8 protein-coding genes are annotated in these 17,884 nt (G+C 70.6%); all 8 read left to right on the top strand.

Annotated features, from left to right (window positions below; translation table 11 throughout):
- The first annotated feature begins 25 nt into the window (after nucleotides 1–25).
- The 8 genes from BM362_RS19485 to BM362_RS19450 all read left to right on the top strand — a co-directional run bounded on the left by BM362_RS19485 (nucleotide 26) and on the right by BM362_RS19450 (nucleotide 17,883).
- Nucleotides 26–823, top strand: coding sequence for an ABC transporter ATP-binding protein (locus tag BM362_RS19485; RefSeq protein WP_067591389.1), 798 nt, complete (start codon nucleotides 26–28; stop codon nucleotides 821–823).
- Nucleotides 823–3,396: an ABC transporter permease gene (locus BM362_RS19480; RefSeq protein WP_067591386.1), complete on the top strand. Its 2,574-nt coding sequence runs from the start codon at nucleotides 823–825 to the stop codon at nucleotides 3,394–3,396. The genes BM362_RS19485 and BM362_RS19480 overlap by 1 nt, the downstream gene beginning before the upstream one ends.
- 91 nt (nucleotides 3,397–3,487) lie before the next feature.
- Entirely contained in the window at nucleotides 3,488–5,164 is a 1,677-nt protein-coding gene (locus tag BM362_RS19475) for a phytoene desaturase family protein (protein WP_093574093.1), read from the top strand.
- Between the two features lie 25 nt (nucleotides 5,165–5,189).
- Nucleotides 5,190–5,459: an acyl carrier protein gene (locus tag BM362_RS19470; RefSeq protein ID WP_093574092.1), complete on the top strand. Its 270-nt coding sequence runs from the start codon at nucleotides 5,190–5,192 to the stop codon at nucleotides 5,457–5,459.
- Nucleotides 5,452–6,018 carry a hypothetical protein gene (locus BM362_RS19465; protein ID WP_093574091.1) on the top strand — a complete coding sequence of 189 codons (567 nt, stop codon included), beginning with the start codon at nucleotides 5,452–5,454 and terminating at the stop codon, nucleotides 6,016–6,018. The genes BM362_RS19470 and BM362_RS19465 overlap by 8 nt, the downstream gene beginning before the upstream one ends.
- Complete coding sequence (locus BM362_RS19460; protein ID WP_093574090.1) at nucleotides 6,015–7,235, top strand: acyl-CoA dehydrogenase family protein; 1,221 nt, start codon at nucleotides 6,015–6,017, stop codon at nucleotides 7,233–7,235. Before BM362_RS19465 ends, BM362_RS19460 begins: the two co-directional genes overlap by 4 nt.
- Nucleotides 7,226–8,206 carry a 2,3-diaminopropionate biosynthesis protein SbnA gene (gene sbnA / locus BM362_RS19455; RefSeq protein WP_093574089.1) on the top strand — a complete coding sequence of 327 codons (981 nt, stop codon included), beginning with the start codon at nucleotides 7,226–7,228 and terminating at the stop codon, nucleotides 8,204–8,206. Before BM362_RS19460 ends, sbnA begins: the two co-directional genes overlap by 10 nt.
- Nucleotides 8,203–17,883 (top strand): non-ribosomal peptide synthetase, encoded by a 9,681-nt coding sequence (locus tag BM362_RS19450; protein ID WP_093574088.1) that lies wholly within the window; start codon nucleotides 8,203–8,205, stop codon nucleotides 17,881–17,883. Before sbnA ends, BM362_RS19450 begins: the two co-directional genes overlap by 4 nt.
- Nucleotide 17,884: the final 1 nt, after the last annotated feature.

Below are 17,884 nucleotides of genomic sequence, written 5' to 3'. Positions count from 1 at the left end.
CCCGACGCGCCTGGGAGAGTGACCGATGTACCAGTCCGGACAGCCAAGCACGGATGCGGTGACACTCCGCTCCGTCACCAAGCTCTACGGAGGGAACCGGGCCCGCGTCGTCGCACTCGACGGGATTTCGGTTTCGTTCGCCCGCGGCAGTTTCACCGCGGTGATGGGACCGTCCGGTTCGGGCAAGAGCACGCTGCTGCACTGCGCGGCCGGGCTCGACCAGCCGGATTCGGGCACGGTCGTGCTGGCCGACCAGGATCTCGGCAGGCTCGACGAGGCGCAGCTGACCCGGATGCGCCGTGACCACATCGGGTTCATTTTCCAGCAGTTCAACCTGCTGCCGTCGCTCGACGTGGTCGACAACGTCACGCTTCCGCTGCGGCTGGCGGGCAAACGGGCCGACCCGGCGCTGGTGAACCGGATCATCGAGCAGGTCGGGCTCGGCGGACGGCGCGGGCACCGCCCCGGTGAATTGTCCGGTGGTCAACAGCAGCGCGTGGCGATCGCCCGCGCGCTGGTCAGCCGCCCGCACGTGACCTTCGCCGACGAGCCGACCGGCGCGCTGGACACGACGTCGGCGAGCGAGATCCTGGACCTGCTGCGCACCGCGGTGCGGGTCGAAGGGCAGACCATCGTGATGGTGACGCACGATCCGGTCGCCGCCTCCTACGCCGACCGGGTGCTGTTCCTCGCCGACGGGCAGTTCGCCGGCGAGTTGCACGAACCGACCGCGGACGAGGTCGCGCGCGGCCTGACCGCGTTGAGCTCGCGTACGACGCGGCTCGGCCGCGACGGCCGGAACACTGTCGGGACGGTGCGCTGATGCTGCGCCTTGCCCTGAGCACGCTCCGGTTCCGCAAGGCCGGATTCACCGCGACGTTCGTCGCGCTGCTCGTCGGAACCGCGATCGTGATGGCGTGCGGCGGGCTCATGCAGACCGGCGTCTCGCCGCGGGTGCCGCCGCAGCGGCTGGCCGAGGCCCCGGTGGTCGTCGCGGGCGACCAGCACTACGACCTGCCGCCGACGAACCCGGGCACCGAGGACGAGGACCACGAATCCGCGACCCTGCCCGAACGGGTGCGCCTTGACGCGTCGCTCGGGGCCAAGATCGCGGCCGTTCCCGGCGTCGCGAAGGTCATTCCCGACGTGTCGATCCCGGCGACGCTGCCCGCGGATCCCGACGTGAAGCTGGTACGCGGCACGGCGTTGGGGCACGACTGGGCGACTGCCGAGCTGGCCCCGTATTCGCTCACCGACGGCCGGGCTCCGCAGCGCGGCGGCGAAGTCGTGCTCGACCAGGCGACGGCCGCGGCCACCGGGGTCGCCTCGGGCGGTTCGGTGCAGATCGCCGTGCGCGGTGGTGTCCGGTCCTTCCAAGTAGTGGGAATCGCTGTCGCGGGCGGGAAAATGGCTTCCGACGCGGTGTTCTTCTCCCACGAAGACGCTCTCGCGCTGGCGCCCGCGCCCGGGCAGGTCGACGCGTTCGGCGTGCTTCCCGCCGCGGGCACGGATCCGGCCGCGTTGAGCACCCAGATCGCGAACGTGGTCCGGGACCAGCACGCGGTCGCGCTCACCGGCGTGGCGCGCGGGACGGCCGAGTTCGCGCAGGCGAGCGACGGCGGCGAAATCCTGGTGATCCTGGCCGCGGTGTTCGGCGGGCTCGCTGTGCAGGTCGCGTTGTTCGTGGTGGCCAGCACGCTGGGGCTGTCGGTGCAGCAGCGGCGGCGCGAGGTCGCGTTGCTGCGCGCGGTCGGCGCGACGCCCAAACAGGTCAGCCGCATGATCACCGCGGAGTCGATGGTGATCGGGGTCCTCGCGACCGTGCTGGCCGCTTTCCCCGGCGAACTGCTGGGGAACTGGCTGTTCGACCGGTTGTCCGGGTTCGGCGTCTTCGAACCGGTGCTGGCGTATCACCAGGACTGGATCCCGACCGCCGCCGGCGTTCTCGTCGGCCTGCTGTCCGCGTGGGGCGCGGGGTTCGTCGCGGCGCGGTACGCCGGGCGGACCCGTCCGGTGGAGGCGATGCAGGAACTGGTCTCGCCGAAGCGCTGGCTGACGTCGTTCCGGCTCTGGTGGGGCATCGGCAGCCTGATCGGCGGCGTGGCGCTGGCGTATCTGACGATCACCGTGATGGACGGACCGCTCGCGGCCAGTACGGCCGGTCCGGCGGTCACGCTCGTCGCGGCGGCGGTCGCGCTCTTCGCGCCGGGGATCACCCGGGGGATGGTCGCGGTGCTGCGGGTTCCGGTGCGGGCGGTGAGCGGGCTGTCCGGCTATCTCGCGATGGCCAACGCCCGGGTGCGGTGGCTGCCGATGTCCGGGGCGGTCGTGCCGGTCATGCTCGCCACGACGCTGGCGGTGTTCATGCTCTACTTCCAGACCACGCAGGTGGAATCGGCGAAGCAGAAGTACGCGTCGAACCTCTCGGCGGACGCGGTCGTCACTTCGTCGACCGGCGACGTCGGCACCGGGTTGCTCGACAAGGTCCGGTCGCTGCCCGGGGTCGGCACCGCTTCGGCGTACGTGACCAGCAAGGGCTACAACGAGAAGCCGTCCGATTCGAGCCAGGACGAGGACGGGCTCGCGCTGACGGGAGTCACCGGCGACGCGGTCGCGAAGACCCGGGCGTCCGAGGTCGCTACCGGCTCGCTGGACGCGTTGCAGGGCAATACCATCGCGCTTCCGGTCGACAACGCGACTCGGCTGCACGTCAAGCTCGGCGACGAGATCGGGCTGCGGCTCGGCGACGGCGCGCAGGTGCGGTTGCGGGTGGTGGCGACACTGCGGGCCGCGCCGGATTTCGCCACGGCGATGCTGCCCGCGGCCACGCTGGCCCCGCACACGACCGACGGGATCGCGTCGCAGGTGCTCGTCACCGCGGCGGCGGGCACGAGCGTCTCGCAGCTGATGAGCACGCTGGACGGGATGGCGCAGGCTTCGCCGGGAGTGCAGGTCGCGAACCGGGACACGCTCACCGCCAAGTTCGTGCAGGAACAGGAAGCGAACGCCTGGGTCAACTACCTCGTGGTCGGCATGATCCTGCTCTACGCGGCGATCTCGGTGGTGAACACGCTCGTGCTCTCGACCGCGCACCGGCGGCGCGAGTTCGGCCTGCAACGGCTGGCCGGGTCGAGCCGGGGCCAGGTGCTCGGGGTGATGGCCGTGGAGGGGATGGTCGTCGCGGTCATCGGCGTGGTCCTCGGCACCGCCGTCTCGCTCGCGATGCTGGTCCCGTTCAGCCAGGCCGTGTCCGACAGCTGGCTGCCGTATGGTCCATTGTGGATTTATGCGGTGGTGGTCTTGCTCGCGGTCGTGGTAAGCATGGTCGCCACGCTCTTCCCGACCTGGCTCGCGGTGCGCGGCAAGACCTCGATCGCCATGCTCTCTCCTGAATAGGTGACCCCCGGGCGACCGCCTGCCGCTGACTGCCCCCAGCTGTCAGCGCGCGGTCAGCCCGGGGTCACCGCCCCGCCGTAGCGTCACCGGCATGAGTCCGAACGAGGCGGGAAGCTCTTCCTGGGACGCGATCGTGATCGGGTCCGGGATCGGCGGCCTCGTCTGCGCCGGCTACCTCGCCGCCTTCGGCCGCCGGGTCCTGGTGCTCGAACAGCACGACGTGGCGGGCGGCAACTGCCACATGTTCCGGCGGCGGCGCTCCTACGAGTTCGACATCGGCGTGCACTACCTCGGCGACTGCGGGCCCGGCGGGCTGCTCCCGTCGCTGCTGGCCGGGCTCGGCGTCGGCGACCGGGTGCGGTTCCGCAGGCTCGACCCGGACGGCTTCGACCGGATCGTGCTGCCGGGCGTGCGCTTCGACGTGCCGGAAGGCTGGTCCCGGTACGGGGACCGGCTGCTCGCGACCTTCCCCGCGGAGGCCGCGGCGCTTCAGGAGTACCTGGCGATCTGCGGCGAGATCGCCGCGTCGGCTCGGTATTCCGCGAGTGCTCAGCCGGTGTTGGGCGGCTCGCCCGCGGTGGTGCGCTGGAGCCGCCGCGGCCTGAGCCGCCTGTTTGACCATTGTGGACTGTCTGCGGCCGCTCGCACGGTGCTGGCCGCGCAGTCCGGCAACTATGCTTCGTCGCCGGCGAACACCGTTGTCGCGGCGCACATTCGCATGCTCGACGACTACCTGACCGGCGGCGCGTACTACCCGGTCGGCGGCGGCCAGATGCTGGCGGCCGCGCTGGTGGAGCAGCTCGAAACGCACGGCGGGCAGCTGCGCACCAAAGCCCGCGCCGCGCGGATCCTGATCGAGGACGGTCGCGCGGCCGGTGTGGAGCTGACCGGTGGAGACGTGCTGCGCGCGCCGCTGGTGGTGTCCAATGCGGACTATCGGCGCACCGTGCTGGAGTTGTGCGGTGGCCGGGAAAACCTCCCCGAAGGCGTCGTCCGCCGCACCGAGGACGCGGTCATGCGGCTGCCGCTGGTCACCAGTTATGCGGTGGTGGCCGCGGAACTGCCCGAAGCGTCCGAGGCCAACATCTGGTACTGGCCGAGCGGTGACGTCGAAAGTGCTTACGCCCGAACCGAAGCGGGCCAGTTCGACGAGCTGCCGTTCGTGTTCATCTCGTCCGCGTCGCACAAGGACCCCGGCAACACCGCGGTCTGCCCGCCCGGACACACGAATCTTCAGATCATGACCGCGTGTCCGCCCGGCTATGCGCAGTGGGGCGTAACCGATGGCCCGGCGTCCGGGCTCCGCTACCGGCGGGTGGCCGAATACCGCGCGGCCAAAGAGAAACTCGCCGCCTGCCTGCTAGAGCGCGCCGAGGAGGTGCTCGGCCCGTTCCGGGATCGCATCGTCTACCTCGAATCGGCCACCCCGCTCACGCAGGAGCGCTACACGCTCGCCACCGGCGGAGCCGCGTACGGACTCCAGTCCTGGGGTCCGCACGGACGACGGCCGGACGTGCGGACCGCGGTCGAAGGGCTGTTCGTCGCCGGACAGGACGTCCATGGCGGGGGAGTCGTCGGAGCCGCGGTCGGCGGTGCGCAGTGCGCCGAAGCGATTCTCGACCGGCCGGTGCTGGCCGAAGCGTACGAAGGCGCGGTTTTCGCCGACCGCGCCCTGTTGCCCGACCGCGGCCACGACTGGGATCCGCTGCGGATTTCCCGCGGCCAGGCCCGCCGCGACGCCCGCGGATTCGCTCCGACGGCGCGCTGAACCCTGTGTAAGGAGAAGGAGAGCCATGACTGAGACCACGCAGACCCTGACCGAGGACCGGGTCGTCGAAGGCATCACCGGCGCGCTGAGCGCGGTGCTCGAACGGGACGTCGCCGACCTGTCCGAGGACACCCGGCTGTCCGACGCCGGCCTCGATTCGACCGGCGTGCTGGAATTGCTGATGCAGCTTGAGGACACCTTCGGCATCGAGTTCGACACCGAGAACCTGGAGATGCAGCACTTCGAATCGGTGCGTTCGCTCGCCGCGTTCGTCATCGCGGAAATCCGTGCCTGACCCGGCCCGGTGGCAGGAGTGTCGACGCGTCGCCCGGGAGCAGGGCGTCGCGCCCGCGCTCAAGCTGCTGCGGACGAGGCGCCGAAACGATGCGGTCGCGGCTGTCCCGGCGGGAGAGCTGCCCGCCGGGACGGAGATCCTGCGGGAAGCCGATCTTCCCGGCGGCGCGGTCGCCTTCGCCCGCGGCCTGCCGGGCGCGCCCGCGGGTCCGGACCTGGTGTGGGTGCGGCTGGGGCTTTCCCAGGGACTGCTCGACGAATGTCTTCGGTACCTGGGCGAGCGACGTTCGGGGGAAGAGTCGTTGCTGCGCAAGCAGATGATCCAGGACTGCCTCGCCACGGCGCTCAACGGCCAGCTGGCCGTCGAAGCCGATCTGCTGGCGGACGGGAGTACGGCTCCCGCGCGGGCGCGGTATCTGCACCAGCTGCTGTCCGATGTGGACCGGAAACTGCTCGGGCTGCTGGGGGCGAAGGGTTTTCTCGCCGGCGGACCGGGTGAGGTCGCCGACGTCTCGGAGCTGCTCGCGAGCGTCCACGAAATGGCCGAGGGGATGACGTGACGGGCACTGTGCTGACCGAATCGTTGCTGGCGCTGCGGGAGCTCGCCGCCGAATGGGCGAGCGGCCTCCGCGCCGCCGGTGCGGTGCTCGACCGCGATCCCGGGGCCATCGCCCAGTTCGCCGATCTGCCCGCGGTGCGCTGCATGGCGCAGCTGCTGGTCCCGGGGGAGTACGGGGCGGAGGGCATCACCGTCGCCGGGCACCGGTTCCACGGGATGACCGCGCTGGAACGGACGGTGCTGCTGGAGGAGTTCGCCCGGGGCGACGCGGGCGCGACGCTCGCCGCACCGGGCGCGTCCATGTCCGGCGTGCTGCTCGACGTGCTCGGCGACGACGAGCAGAAAGCCTGGTTCTACGGCAGGCTCGTCGACCGTCCGACGTGGACTTTCTTCGCGCTCACCGAACCCGACGCCGGTTCCGACGCGAACGCGCTCACCACGAGCCTGACTCCGGGACCGGACGGAGACTTCGTTCTCAACGGCCGGAAACGGTATGTCGGCAACGCTTCCCGCGCGGGCATGGGCGTCGTCTTCGCCCGCGCCGCACCCGGCCCGCTCGGCGTCCGGGCGGTCCTTGTGGACACCGCTTCCCCCGGTTTCCACGCCGAACCGCTGGACATGCTCGGATTGCGCGGCGCACGGTTCTGCGCCCTCGAGTTCGACAACGTGCGGGTCCCCGCGAACCGGGTGCTGGGCCGTCAGCTTTCCCCGGCCCGGCGCGGAATGTGGGCCGCCACGCTGACGTTCAACCGTCTCCGCCCCGGCGTCGCGGCGATCGCGGTCGGCATCGCGCGAGCGGCGCACGAGTATGTCCGGGCCGAAGGCGGCCTGCGCACCGGCGGCGTGGCCGCCGAATGGGATCAGCTGGGCTACCGGATCGAGAGCGTCCGGAACCTGGTGCACCTCGCGGCGATGGAGGTGGACGCGGGCGGCAGCCGCGGCGGGCACCTCGCGTCGTCCGCCAAAGCCGAAGCGAGCCGGCTCGCCGAGGACGTGACCAGGGCGGCCTGCCGGTTCTTCGGGCCGAGCGCGCGCTGGAGGCATCCCTTGCTGGACAAGCTTGTTCGCGACGCACGCGGCGTCGAATTCATGGAAGGCGCCGCGAACATCCAGAAACTCATTGTCTTCACCGGGCTGCTCGCAGGCAAAGTCGGCCATGGCGAGTCGTTCCCGGCGCTGAGCGCCCCCTCGGGCACCGGAGGTTTGCCGTGCGGGTGATATCCGCCCCCCAGGAGTTCACCGTCCCGGATCTCTATGTCGACCTGCGCCGGTTCGTCGGCCGGGACTTGTTCGTCAAGTGCGAGGGGTTCAACTTCGCCGGGTCGATCAAGCTCAAGGCCGCGCTGGAGATCGTCGAGCGCGCCGAACGGGACGCCGTGCTGCGCCCCGGGCAGACGATCGTCGAGAGCTCGTCCGGCAACATCGGCGTCGCGCTCGCGATGGTCGCGGCCAGCCGGGGGTACCGGTTCATCTGCGTCACCGACGACCACTGCACGCTGTCCGCGCGGCAGCTGATGCAGAACTACGGCGCCGAGGTCCACGTGCTGACCGAACCGCATCCGGTCGACGGACTGGTCGGCGCGCGGCAGCGGCTGGTGGAGAGTCTCTGCGCGGAGCACGAGGATTACGTCTGGCTCGACCAGCACACCAACCCGGGCAACTGGACCGCGCACTACCGGACCACCGGCCCGGAGATCCTGCGCATGTTCCCCGGCCTCGACGTGCTGTTCGTCGGCACCGGCACCGCCGGGACGCTGATGGGCTGCGCCCGGTACCTGCGCGAGGCGCGCCGGTCGATCCGCGTGGTCGCGGTGGACAGCGTCGGCTCGGTGAGCTTCGGCGGTCCGCCCGGGCCGAGGCAGATTCCCGGGCTCGGCTCCGCGATCCGCCCGGCGCTGCTCGACGAGTCCTTAGTGGACGATGTGGTGCACGTCGAGGAAACCGAAACCGTGCAGATGTGCCGGACGCTGGTGGGGCACGGGTTCCTGTTCGGCGGCTCGACCGGCACCGTCGTCGCCGGAGCGCTTTCCTGGCTCGCCCGCGAGGATCGCGACCTGACCGCGGTGGCCATCTCGCCGGATCTGGGCGACCACTACCTGGACACCGTCTACCGGGACCACTGGGCCGCCGACGCGCTCGGCCGCGTGCCCGGGCAGACCACCGACCGACTTTCCGAGGTGCCGCGATGACTGCTGTCGAGACCAGTCTGCCCCTGTCCACGGCCCAGACCGACGTCTGGTTCGACGAGCAGCTGTCCGGAGGCGGCCTGGCCTACGCGATGGCCGACTACCTGGACATCTCCGGCGACCTGGACGTGGCCGTGTTCGTCGAGGCGTTCCGCCTGCTCACCGACGAGGCCGAATGCTTCCGCGCGCGCTTTTTCGAGGTCGAGGGCGAACCGCGCCAGGTGGTCGAGCCGCTGACCGAGCTGCCGGTCAGCTTCCTCGATCTTTCCGGCGAGCCGGATCCCGAGGCGGCCGCGCTCGCCTGGATGCACGAGGACCTGGCCCGGCCGTTCTCGGTCAGCGATTTCCCGCTGTTCCGTGCCGCGCTGCTCACGCTCGGACCGCGCCGGCGATTCTGGTATCTCACCACTCACCACCTGGTGGGCGACGGGTTCAGCGCCGCGATCTGCCACCGCCGGATGGGCGAGCTGTACACGGCCGTGCGGACCGGCAAGGCGCCCGAGGGCCGTCCGCTGCCGCCGTTCCGGGACCTGCTGGAATCCGAACTCGCCTACCAAAGCTCGACGCACCTCGGGCGTGACCGCGAGTTCTGGAGCAGCCACTTCAGCACGGTCCCGGACCTGATCAGCCTGTCCGGCAAGGAACCCGCGCCGGCGCGCGGATTCCTTCGCGGCACGCTCGCCCTGCCTGCCGGCGCGGCCGCCGCCGCGCGCGAGGCGGTGGCACAGGCCGGGGTGACCCTGCCGACCTTCCTGCTCGCCGCGATGGCCGCCTACACCGAGCGCCTTTCCGGGATCCAGGACCTGATGCTGACCGTCCCGGTCGCCGCCCGCGCGGGGGTCCGGACGCGGACGATTCCGGGGATGATGGCGAACTACCTGCCGTTGAAAATGCAGGTCACGCCCGCGATGACGCCGCAGCTGCTGCTGAAGCAGGCTTCGCGCGAACTCGCTCGCACGCTCAAGCACCAGCGGTACCACGTCAACCAGATCCGCCGCGACATCGGCGTGCGCAGCGACGAGCGGCGGCCGTTCGGCGGCCCCTTCGTCAACGTGCTGCCCGCGGACCCCGGGCTGCGGCTGGGCGACTGCGTGACCCGGGTGCGGAACCTGTCCACCGGGATCACCAACGACCTGTCGATCACCGTACTCGACGAGCCCGGCGGCGGGATCGAACTGCATCTCAACGGAAACCCGGACCTCTACGACAAGTCCGGAGTGGACACTCATCTGTACCGGTTCGCCGGATTCCTGGACCGCTTCGCGCGCGCCGATCCGGAGGCACCGCTCGCACACATCGATGTCGCCGATGCGCAGGAGCGCGAGGAACTGCTCGCGGCCGGGTTGGGCGCCAGTGGTTCGGTGGGCGCGGGTGTGGTGGAGCGGGTGCGCGCGCAGGCTCCGGACGCGGTGGCGGTGGTCGATGCCGCCGGTTCGGTGAGCTATGCGGACCTGGTCGGGATGGCCTCGGCGTTGTCGCGGCGGTTGCCTGCCGGACGCGTGGTCGGCGTGCTCGCTGGCCCGGGGAGCGGCTTCATCTCGGCGGTTCTTGGCGTGCTCGGTGCTGGTGGCGCTTACGTGCCGCTGGATCCGACGCTGCCGTTGGCGCGGTTGCGCGATCTGGTGGCGGACAGCGGCGCGGCCTGTGTGGTCGCGGCGCCGGAGTTTCGGGACGTCGCGGCGGAGCTGCCGGTGGCCGCCGTGGAGCTGGACGGGACGGTTGACCCCGAGCTGGCACCGGTGGCCGGCGCGGACGACGACGTGGCGTACGTGATCTTCACCTCGGGTTCGACCGGCCGTCCGAAGGGCGCGATGGTTTCGCGGCTCGGGATGATGAACCACCTGCTGGCGAAGGTGGAAGACCTCGGGCTGGGCGAGTCGGATGTGGTGGTGCAGAACGCGCCGCTGACGTTCGACGTGTCGGTGTGGCAGATGCTCGCGCCGCTGGTGGCCGGCGGTCAGGTCCGCGTGGTGGACCGGCGGGTCGCGGCGGATCCGGAGACGCTGTTCGGCTTGGGCATGTCGGTGCTGGAAGTCGTGCCGTCGTTGCTGCGGGCCGCGTTGGACTTCTGGGACGCGGGCGGCCCGCCGGAGCTGGCCGGTCTGCGGTGGCTGGTGGTGACCGGCGAAGCGTTGCCGCCGGACCTGTGCGTGCGCTGGTTCGGGTACTTCCCGGAGATCCCTCTGGTGAACGCCTACGGTCCGACGGAGTGTTCGGACGACGTAACCCACGCGGTTCTGTCCAGTGTGGACGATGTGCGTGGGCTGCGGACGCCGATCGGTCTCCCGGTCCGGAACACCCGGCTGTACGTCCTGAGCGACGAGCTGCGGCCGGTCCCGGCGGGCGCGGCCGGCGAGCTGTATGTCGGCGGTCTGGTGGTCGGCCGCGGCTACGTGGGCGACCCGGGCAAGACGGGTTCGGTGTTCGTCGCGGACCCGTTCGGCGAGCCGGGCGCCCGGATGTACCGGACCGGCGACCGCGTCGTGCGCCGCTCCGACGGGGCGCTGGAGTTCATCGAGCGCCGCGACTTCCAGGTCAAGATCCGCGGTCACCGCATCGAACTCGGCGAGATCGAAGCCACCCTGCGCGAGCTGCCCGAGATCGCGGACGCGGTCGTGGTGGTGCGCGACGATTCCGGGGCCAAACGGCTCGCTGCGTACCTGGTCGGCACGGAGCCGGTCGACATCCCGTCCGTGCGCAGCGAACTGCAGCAGCGGCTGCCGGACTATTTGGTGCCGCCCGCGATGGTCGTGCTCGACGCGATGCCGCTGACCGTCCACGGCAAGGTCGACCGGGACGCGCTGCCCGAGCCCGATTTCGCCGCCGAGGCGGTCGGCCGGTCGCCGCGCAACGCCGTCGAGGCGATCCTGTGCGACGTGCTGGCCGAGGTGCTGACGGTGCCGAAGGTCTACATCGACGACAACTTCTTCGCGCTCGGTGGCGACAGCGTCAGCTCGATCCAGGTGGTCAGCCGCGCGCGCAAGGCCGGGCTGGTCATCACCCCGCGCGATCTGCTGGAAGCCCGCACCCCGGCGGCGATCGCGGAGAACGCGGTCCCGATCGGGGACGATGTCGCCGCGGAACCCGCCGCCGCGCTGGTCGAACTCGAACCGGGCGAACTCGACGAGCTGCGGGCGGGGCCGGTCGAGGAAGTGCTTCCGCTCGCGCCGTTGCAGCAGGGCATGCTCTTCCACGCCGAACTGGACGCCGAGGGAGTCGATTTCTATGCCGTGCAAGCGATCGCGGACCTCGAAGGACCGCTGGACACCGCCGCGGTCCGGGACGCCTGCGCCACGCTGCTGACCCGCCACACCGCCTTGCGCGGATACTTCCGGCGTCGCCGCAACGGGGAACCGGTGCAGCTGGTCGCGGAATCGGTCGAGCTGCCCTGGACCGAAATCGACCTGACCGTCCTGCCGGAGGAGGACCGCGAAGCGGAGCTGCGGCGACTGGTCGAACAGGACCGGTTGCGCCGTTTCGACTTGGCGTACCCGCCGCTGGTCCGCTTCACGCTGATCCGGGTCGCCGCCGAGCGCTATCGGTTCCTGTGGAGCGCACACCACATCGCCACCGACGGCTGGTCGGTGCCCATCCTCATCGACGAACTGGCCCAGCTCTACGCAGGCGGCGCGAGGACCGCGCTGCCCGAGGTGCCGCAGATGCGCGACTACCTCGCCTGGCTGTCCCGCCAAGACGAGGAGACTGGACGGAAAGCCTGGCAGGACCTGCTTGACGGGCTGCCCGGACCGACCCGCGTCGCACCAGATCTGCCCGCCGCCGCGGCCCTGCCCGCGACTGTCGAGTTAGCACTGTCCGAAAGCGACACTGCGCACCTCTACGCCTGGGCACGGGAACACGAGGTGACCGTCAGCACGATCGTGCAAGCCTGCTGGGCGATTCTGGTCGGCCGCTTGGCCGGGCAGCAGGACGTGGTCTTCGGCGCAGTGGCCTCCGGACGTCCCGCGGAACTGCCGGGCGTCGAAACGATGGTCGGCATGTTCGTGAACACCGTGCCGGTCCGGGCCCGCCTCGACCCGGCCCGCCCGGTCCGCGAACTGCTCGCCGGACTGGGCCATCAGCAAGCCTCGATGGTGTCCTACCAGCACATCGGTCAAGCGCAGTTGAGCGGAGCCATCCCGGACAGCGGCGAACTCTTCGACACCGCAGTGGTGTTCGAGAACGTCCCAGCCGGCGACGGCGGCCCGCTGGTGAAGCTCGGCGAGGACGTCCGCGTAGTCGACGCAGTCACGCTCGACTCCCGGCACTACCCGCTCAGCCTCGTGGTGGAACCGCACGCCTCGCTCGCCTTCCGCTTCGACTACCTCCGCGAGGCCTTCGGCGAGGACCGCGTTCGCGAGCTGGCGCAGCAATTCCGGGCGCTGCTCGACACGGTCCTCGACGACCCGGACCGCCTGCTCGGCCGGATCGACGTGGTGGCCGAACCGGCGCAGACCTTCCTGCTCGGCGCTACTGGCCCGGTCGGCACGGGCGTGGTCGAACGGGTGCGCGCGCAGGCCCCCGACGCGATCGCAGTGGTCGACGACTCCGGTTCGGTCAGCTATGCGGACCTGGTCGGCTTGGCTTCGGCGCTTTCCCGCCGGTTGCCTCCGGGACGGGTGGCGGGGGTGCTCGCCGGTCCCGGGATCGGCTTCGTCTCCGCGGTTCTCGGCGTTCTGGGCGCAGGCGGTGCTTACGTGCCGCTGGATCCGACCGTGCCGCTCGCCCGGCTGCAAGGCTTGGTGGAGGACAGCGGTGCGGCGTGCGTGATCGCGGCCCCGGAGTTCCGGGAGCTTGCGGCCAGCCTGCCAGTAGCGGTCATCGAGCTGGACCAAACTGTCGACACCGAGTTGGCCCCGGTCGTCGGTGCTGACGACGATGTCGCGTACCTGATCTTCACCTCCGGCTCCACCGGCCGCCCCAAGGGCGCGATGGTGTCGCGCCTCGGGATGGTCAACCACCTGCTGGCCAAGGTGGAAGACCTGGCGTTGAAGCCGTCGGACATCCTGGTGCAGAACGCCCCGCTGACGTTCGACGTCTCGGTGTGGCAGATGCTGGCCCCGCTGCTGGCCGGCGCTCAAGTCCGAGCAGTCAGCCGCGAGACAGCGGCGGATCCGGACGCGTTGTTCGGTTTGGGCATGTCGGTGCTGGAAGTCGTGCCGTCGTTGCTGCGGGCCGCGTTGGACTTCTGGGACGCGGGCAGCCCGCCGGACCTGACCGGTCTGCGGTGGCTGGTGGTGACCGGCGAAGCGTTGCCGCCCGATCTGTGTGTGCGCTGGTTCGAGTATTTCCCGGCCATCCCGATGGTGAACGCCTACGGCCCGACCGAGTGCTCGGACGACGTCACGCACGCCGTGCTGTCCAGTGTGGACGATGCGCAGGGCCTGCGGGTGCCGATCGGCCTGCCGGTGCGGAACACCCGGCTGTACGTGCTGGGCGACGAGCTGCGCCCGGTCCCGCCAGGTGCCGCAGGCGAACTGTACGTCGGCGGGCTGGTGGTCGGACGCGGTTACGTCGGCGATCCGGTCAAGACGGGCTCGGTGTTCGTGGCAGATCCCTTCGGCGAGCCGGGCACCCGGATGTACCGCACCGGTGACCGGGTGGTCTGCCGGGCCGATGGCGCGCTGGAATTCGTGGAACGACGCGACTTCCAGGTCAAGATCCGCGGCCATCGCATCGAACTCGGCGAAATCGAAGCCGGTCTGCTCTCGCAGGAATCCGTCACCGACGCGGTAGCGGTCGTGCAAGGCTCCGACGCGGCCAACCGGCACCTGGTCGGCTATGTCGCGGGAACCGCCCGCCCCGAGGACCTGCAGGCCCAGCTGGCCGAACTGCTGCCCGCGTACATGGTGCCGAGCGCGATCGTCGTACTCGACCGGCTCCCGCTCACCGCGCACGGCAAGGTCGACCGCAAAGCCCTGCCTGCCCCGGAAAACCTGACCGGTCCGGAGAAACGCGGCCCACGCACCCCCGTCGAGGAACAGCTGACCCGGCTCTACGCCGAGGTGCTGGGGTTGCCCGAAGCCGGTATCGACGACGACTTCTTCGAGCGCGGCGGCCATTCCCTCCTCGCCACCGCGCTGGTCAGCCGGATCCGGTCGGAACTGAACGTCGAACTGCCGCTGCGGGACCTGTTCGAGGCGCGCACCGTCGCCGCACTGGCCGGACGGCTCGCGTCGGCAGGCCAGGCACGCGCGGCGTTCCGCAAGCTGGACCGTCCCGATCCGCTGCCGTTGTCCTACGCTCAACAACGCATGTGGTTCCTGAACCGGCTCGAAGGCGAACACGGCGGATACACCATCCCCCTCGCCGTGCGGCTTTCCGGAGAGCTGGACCGTTCGGCGCTCGCCGCAGCCGTCGACGATCTGACCGCACGCCACGAAATCCTGCGCACTGTCTTCCCGGACACCGACGGCGTCCCGTTCCAGCGCGTCCTCGACGCGGGGGAGTCCCTGCGCACCGCACCGATGCCCGAGGACCTCGCCGCCGCACTGGCAGAGGAAGTCGCCCGCGGCTTCGATCTGGCCGTCGACCTCCCGTTGCGCAGCAAACTGTTCGGCCCCGGCAGCAACGGCGACCACGTCCTCTTGCTGGTGCTGCACCACATCGCCGGAGACGCTTGGTCCGTCGACGTGCTCGCCCTCGACCTCGCCACCGCTTACGAAGCGCGGTTGTCCGGGGACAGTCCACAGTGGACCGAACTGCCCGTCCAGTACGCGGACTACTCGGTCTGGCAGCACTGCCTGCTGGACGACACCAAGGACGGCGAATCCGCCCGCCTGCTGAAACACTGGCGGGAAGCACTCGACGGAATCCCCGGCGAGCTGGCGCTGCCGGTCGACCTGCCGCGCCGTTCCTCCGGCGGATACCGCGGCGGAACCATCGAGTTCGAGCTGCCCTCCACCGTGCATCAAGCCCTCGCACGGCTCGCGCACGACCAAGGGGCGAGTCTGTTCATGGTCGTCCAGGCCGCGCTGGCCACGCTGCTCACCCGCCTGGGCGCGGGAACCGACATCCCGCTCGGCAGCCTGGTCGCCGGACGCCCGGACGAAGCCGTGCACGACCTCGTCGGCTTCTTCGTCAACACGCTCGTCCTGCGCACCGACACCAGCGGCGACCCGCGCTTCACCGAACTGGTCGCGCGAGTCCGCGACGCCGACCTCACCACGTACGCCCACCAGGACCTGCCCTTCGAACTGCTGCTGGAGGCGACGCAACCGGCACGGTCGATGTCGCGGCAGCCGTTGTTCGGAGTGCTGCTGTCCTTCTACGACGTCCCGCCGTCCGAAGTCAGCCTCGGCAGCCTCACCGCGCGACCCGAAATGCTCGCCCCGACGCACAAGAAGTTCAAGTTCGACCTGACCTTCCAGCTGGGCCAGCACAAGGGCGAGCGCGGTCTGGAAGGCACGCTCGAATACAACGCCGAAGCGTTCACCGCGGAAGCCGCACAGTTGCTCGTCGACCGGCTGACGCTCCTCCTGACGGCCGCCGCCGAAGACCCCGGGCAGCCGCTGAGCCGGATCGACCTGCGCACTCCTGCCGAACGAGCCACCTCGGCCGTGCCTGCTGCCGAGGTTCCCGACGGTTTGCTGGTGCCGGGGGACATCGGTCTGCGCGAGCAAGCCAACCGGCTGGCCCGGGCTTTGCAGGCGCAAGGCGCGGGGCCGGGGCAGACGGTGACCGTCGACCTGCCGCCGGGTCGCGATCGCTGGGCAGCGATCTTCGCCGTCCTCGCCGTCGGCGCAGCTTGGACGCCGAGCGGGCCGTCTCGCCGCACAGTCCCCGCGGACGTGTCCGGATTCGCCGACACCGACCTGGAGGTGTCGCTGTCCGGGGCGGAGCTGGCCTATCGCGGAGAAGCGGTCTTCAGCCGAGATGCCCTGGCCGCGACGATCGCCGCCCTGCTGACCGAATTGCCGCTCACGGCCAGCGACCGCGTACTGGCACCGGACACCGAGTTCGCGCTGCCGGTCGTGCTGGCCGCGTTGCATGTCGGCGCGGTGGTGACTGTCGCGCCCGCCGCCGAGATCGCGGAACTGGCCTCGTCGGTGGACCCGAGCGTCGTGGTCCTGACTCCGAGCATCGCGAAAATGCTGGCGCTGCGTCCGGGCACCCGGGTGCTGAACTTCGGCGAGAGATTCCTCGACGGAGCACTCAACTGTGACGGCACCGCGGCATCCGGCTGGCTCTCGCTGGTCAACGGACGCCCGTTCGCGCACAGCCGCGCCAACGTCCTCGACCAGAGCCAGCAGCCAGTGCCTCGCGGTGGCCGAGGAGAGCTGTACTTGGCTGGCGCGTCCACCGGCCTCCCCGCCCGCACCCGCTTGGACGGAACCGTCGAAGTGATCCGCGAGGCCCAGGTACGCGGCTTCGCGATCCCGCTCGGGCAGATCGAATCCGCCTTGCACCGGCAGCCCTCGGTCGCCGCGGCCGCCGTAATCGCTGAGGACGATGCGCTGATCGCCTATGTCGTCCCGCAATGGGAGCGCGGCGTCGACCCGCTAGCCCTGCGTGAGGCACTGGCCGCTGACCTGCCCGACTACCTGATCCCGACCGCCTTCGCGGAACTGGACACCATCCCAGTCGCCCCGGACGGCACGCTGGACCGCTCCGCCCTGCCCGCTCCCGCCGCACAAACCAGTCAGGACACCAGCGAAGCCGTCGAGCTGCTGCGTACTGCTTTCGCCGAAACCCTCGGCATCGCCGACGTCGACGCCCAGACCGGTTTCTTCGAACTGGGCGGCAACAGCCTGCAGTCCGTCCGCCTGGTCGCGCTGGCCCGACGAGCCGGACTACGGCTGACGGTCGCCGACGTCCTGACGCACGGCAGCGTCGAACGCCTGGCCGCACTCGCCGAACGAGCCGAACCGGATCTCGCCGGCCCGCCGGACCCGTTCGCGCCGGTGCTGCCGATCCGTCCGACCGGGACGAACCCGCCGCTGTTCTGCCTGCACGCCGGACTCGGCCTGAGCCTGCCCTACCTCGGCCTGGCCGCCCACTTGCCGGACCGTCCGGTCTACGGCTTGCAATCGCCGGGAATCAGCGGCGCCGAACAGTTCCCGGACTCGGTCGAGCAGGTCGCCGAGGACTACCTGAAACACCTCCGCCGCATCCAACCGCACGGCCCGTACCACCTGCTCGGCTGGTCCTACGGCGGCTTGCTGGCCTTCGAACTGGCCGTACGCCTGGAATCCGAAGGCGAAACGGTCGGCTTGCTGTCCATCTTGGACAGTTACCCGCAGGACGGGACCGAAGCCGCACTGTCCCGGCACGAACTGCTCGTCGACTTCCTGGAGCACGTCGGTTTCCACGACACCGAAGACGGCGCCGAGCTGACCCCCGCCGACGTCATCGCCGTGCTGCGGCAGGGGGACAGCCGACTGGCCGACATCGGAGAGGAACGCATGGCGCGCGTCCTCGCCGTGATGGACAACAACGCCGCGCTAGCCCACCGGTACCGTCCGGCGCGGTTCACCGGCGCGGTCGAACTGTTCGTCGCCGCCGAGGGCCTGACCGACGCCGAGGTGGCCGAACGAGCAGGCCGCTGGGCGCCGCACGTGTCCGGCCCAGTGCGGGCGCACCGGATCGAGTGCGGTCACGAATACCTGATGGACCCCAGGCCGCAGGCGGAGATCGGTGCCGCGGTGGCCGGAACGCTGGCGAGCAACGAGGAGTCGCAGTGAC

The organism is Amycolatopsis rubida (genome assembly GCF_900115345.1).
Taxonomy (GTDB): Bacteria; Actinomycetota; Actinomycetes; order Mycobacteriales; family Pseudonocardiaceae; genus Amycolatopsis; species Amycolatopsis rubida.
This window is presented reverse-complemented; position numbering and strand designations above follow the sequence as displayed.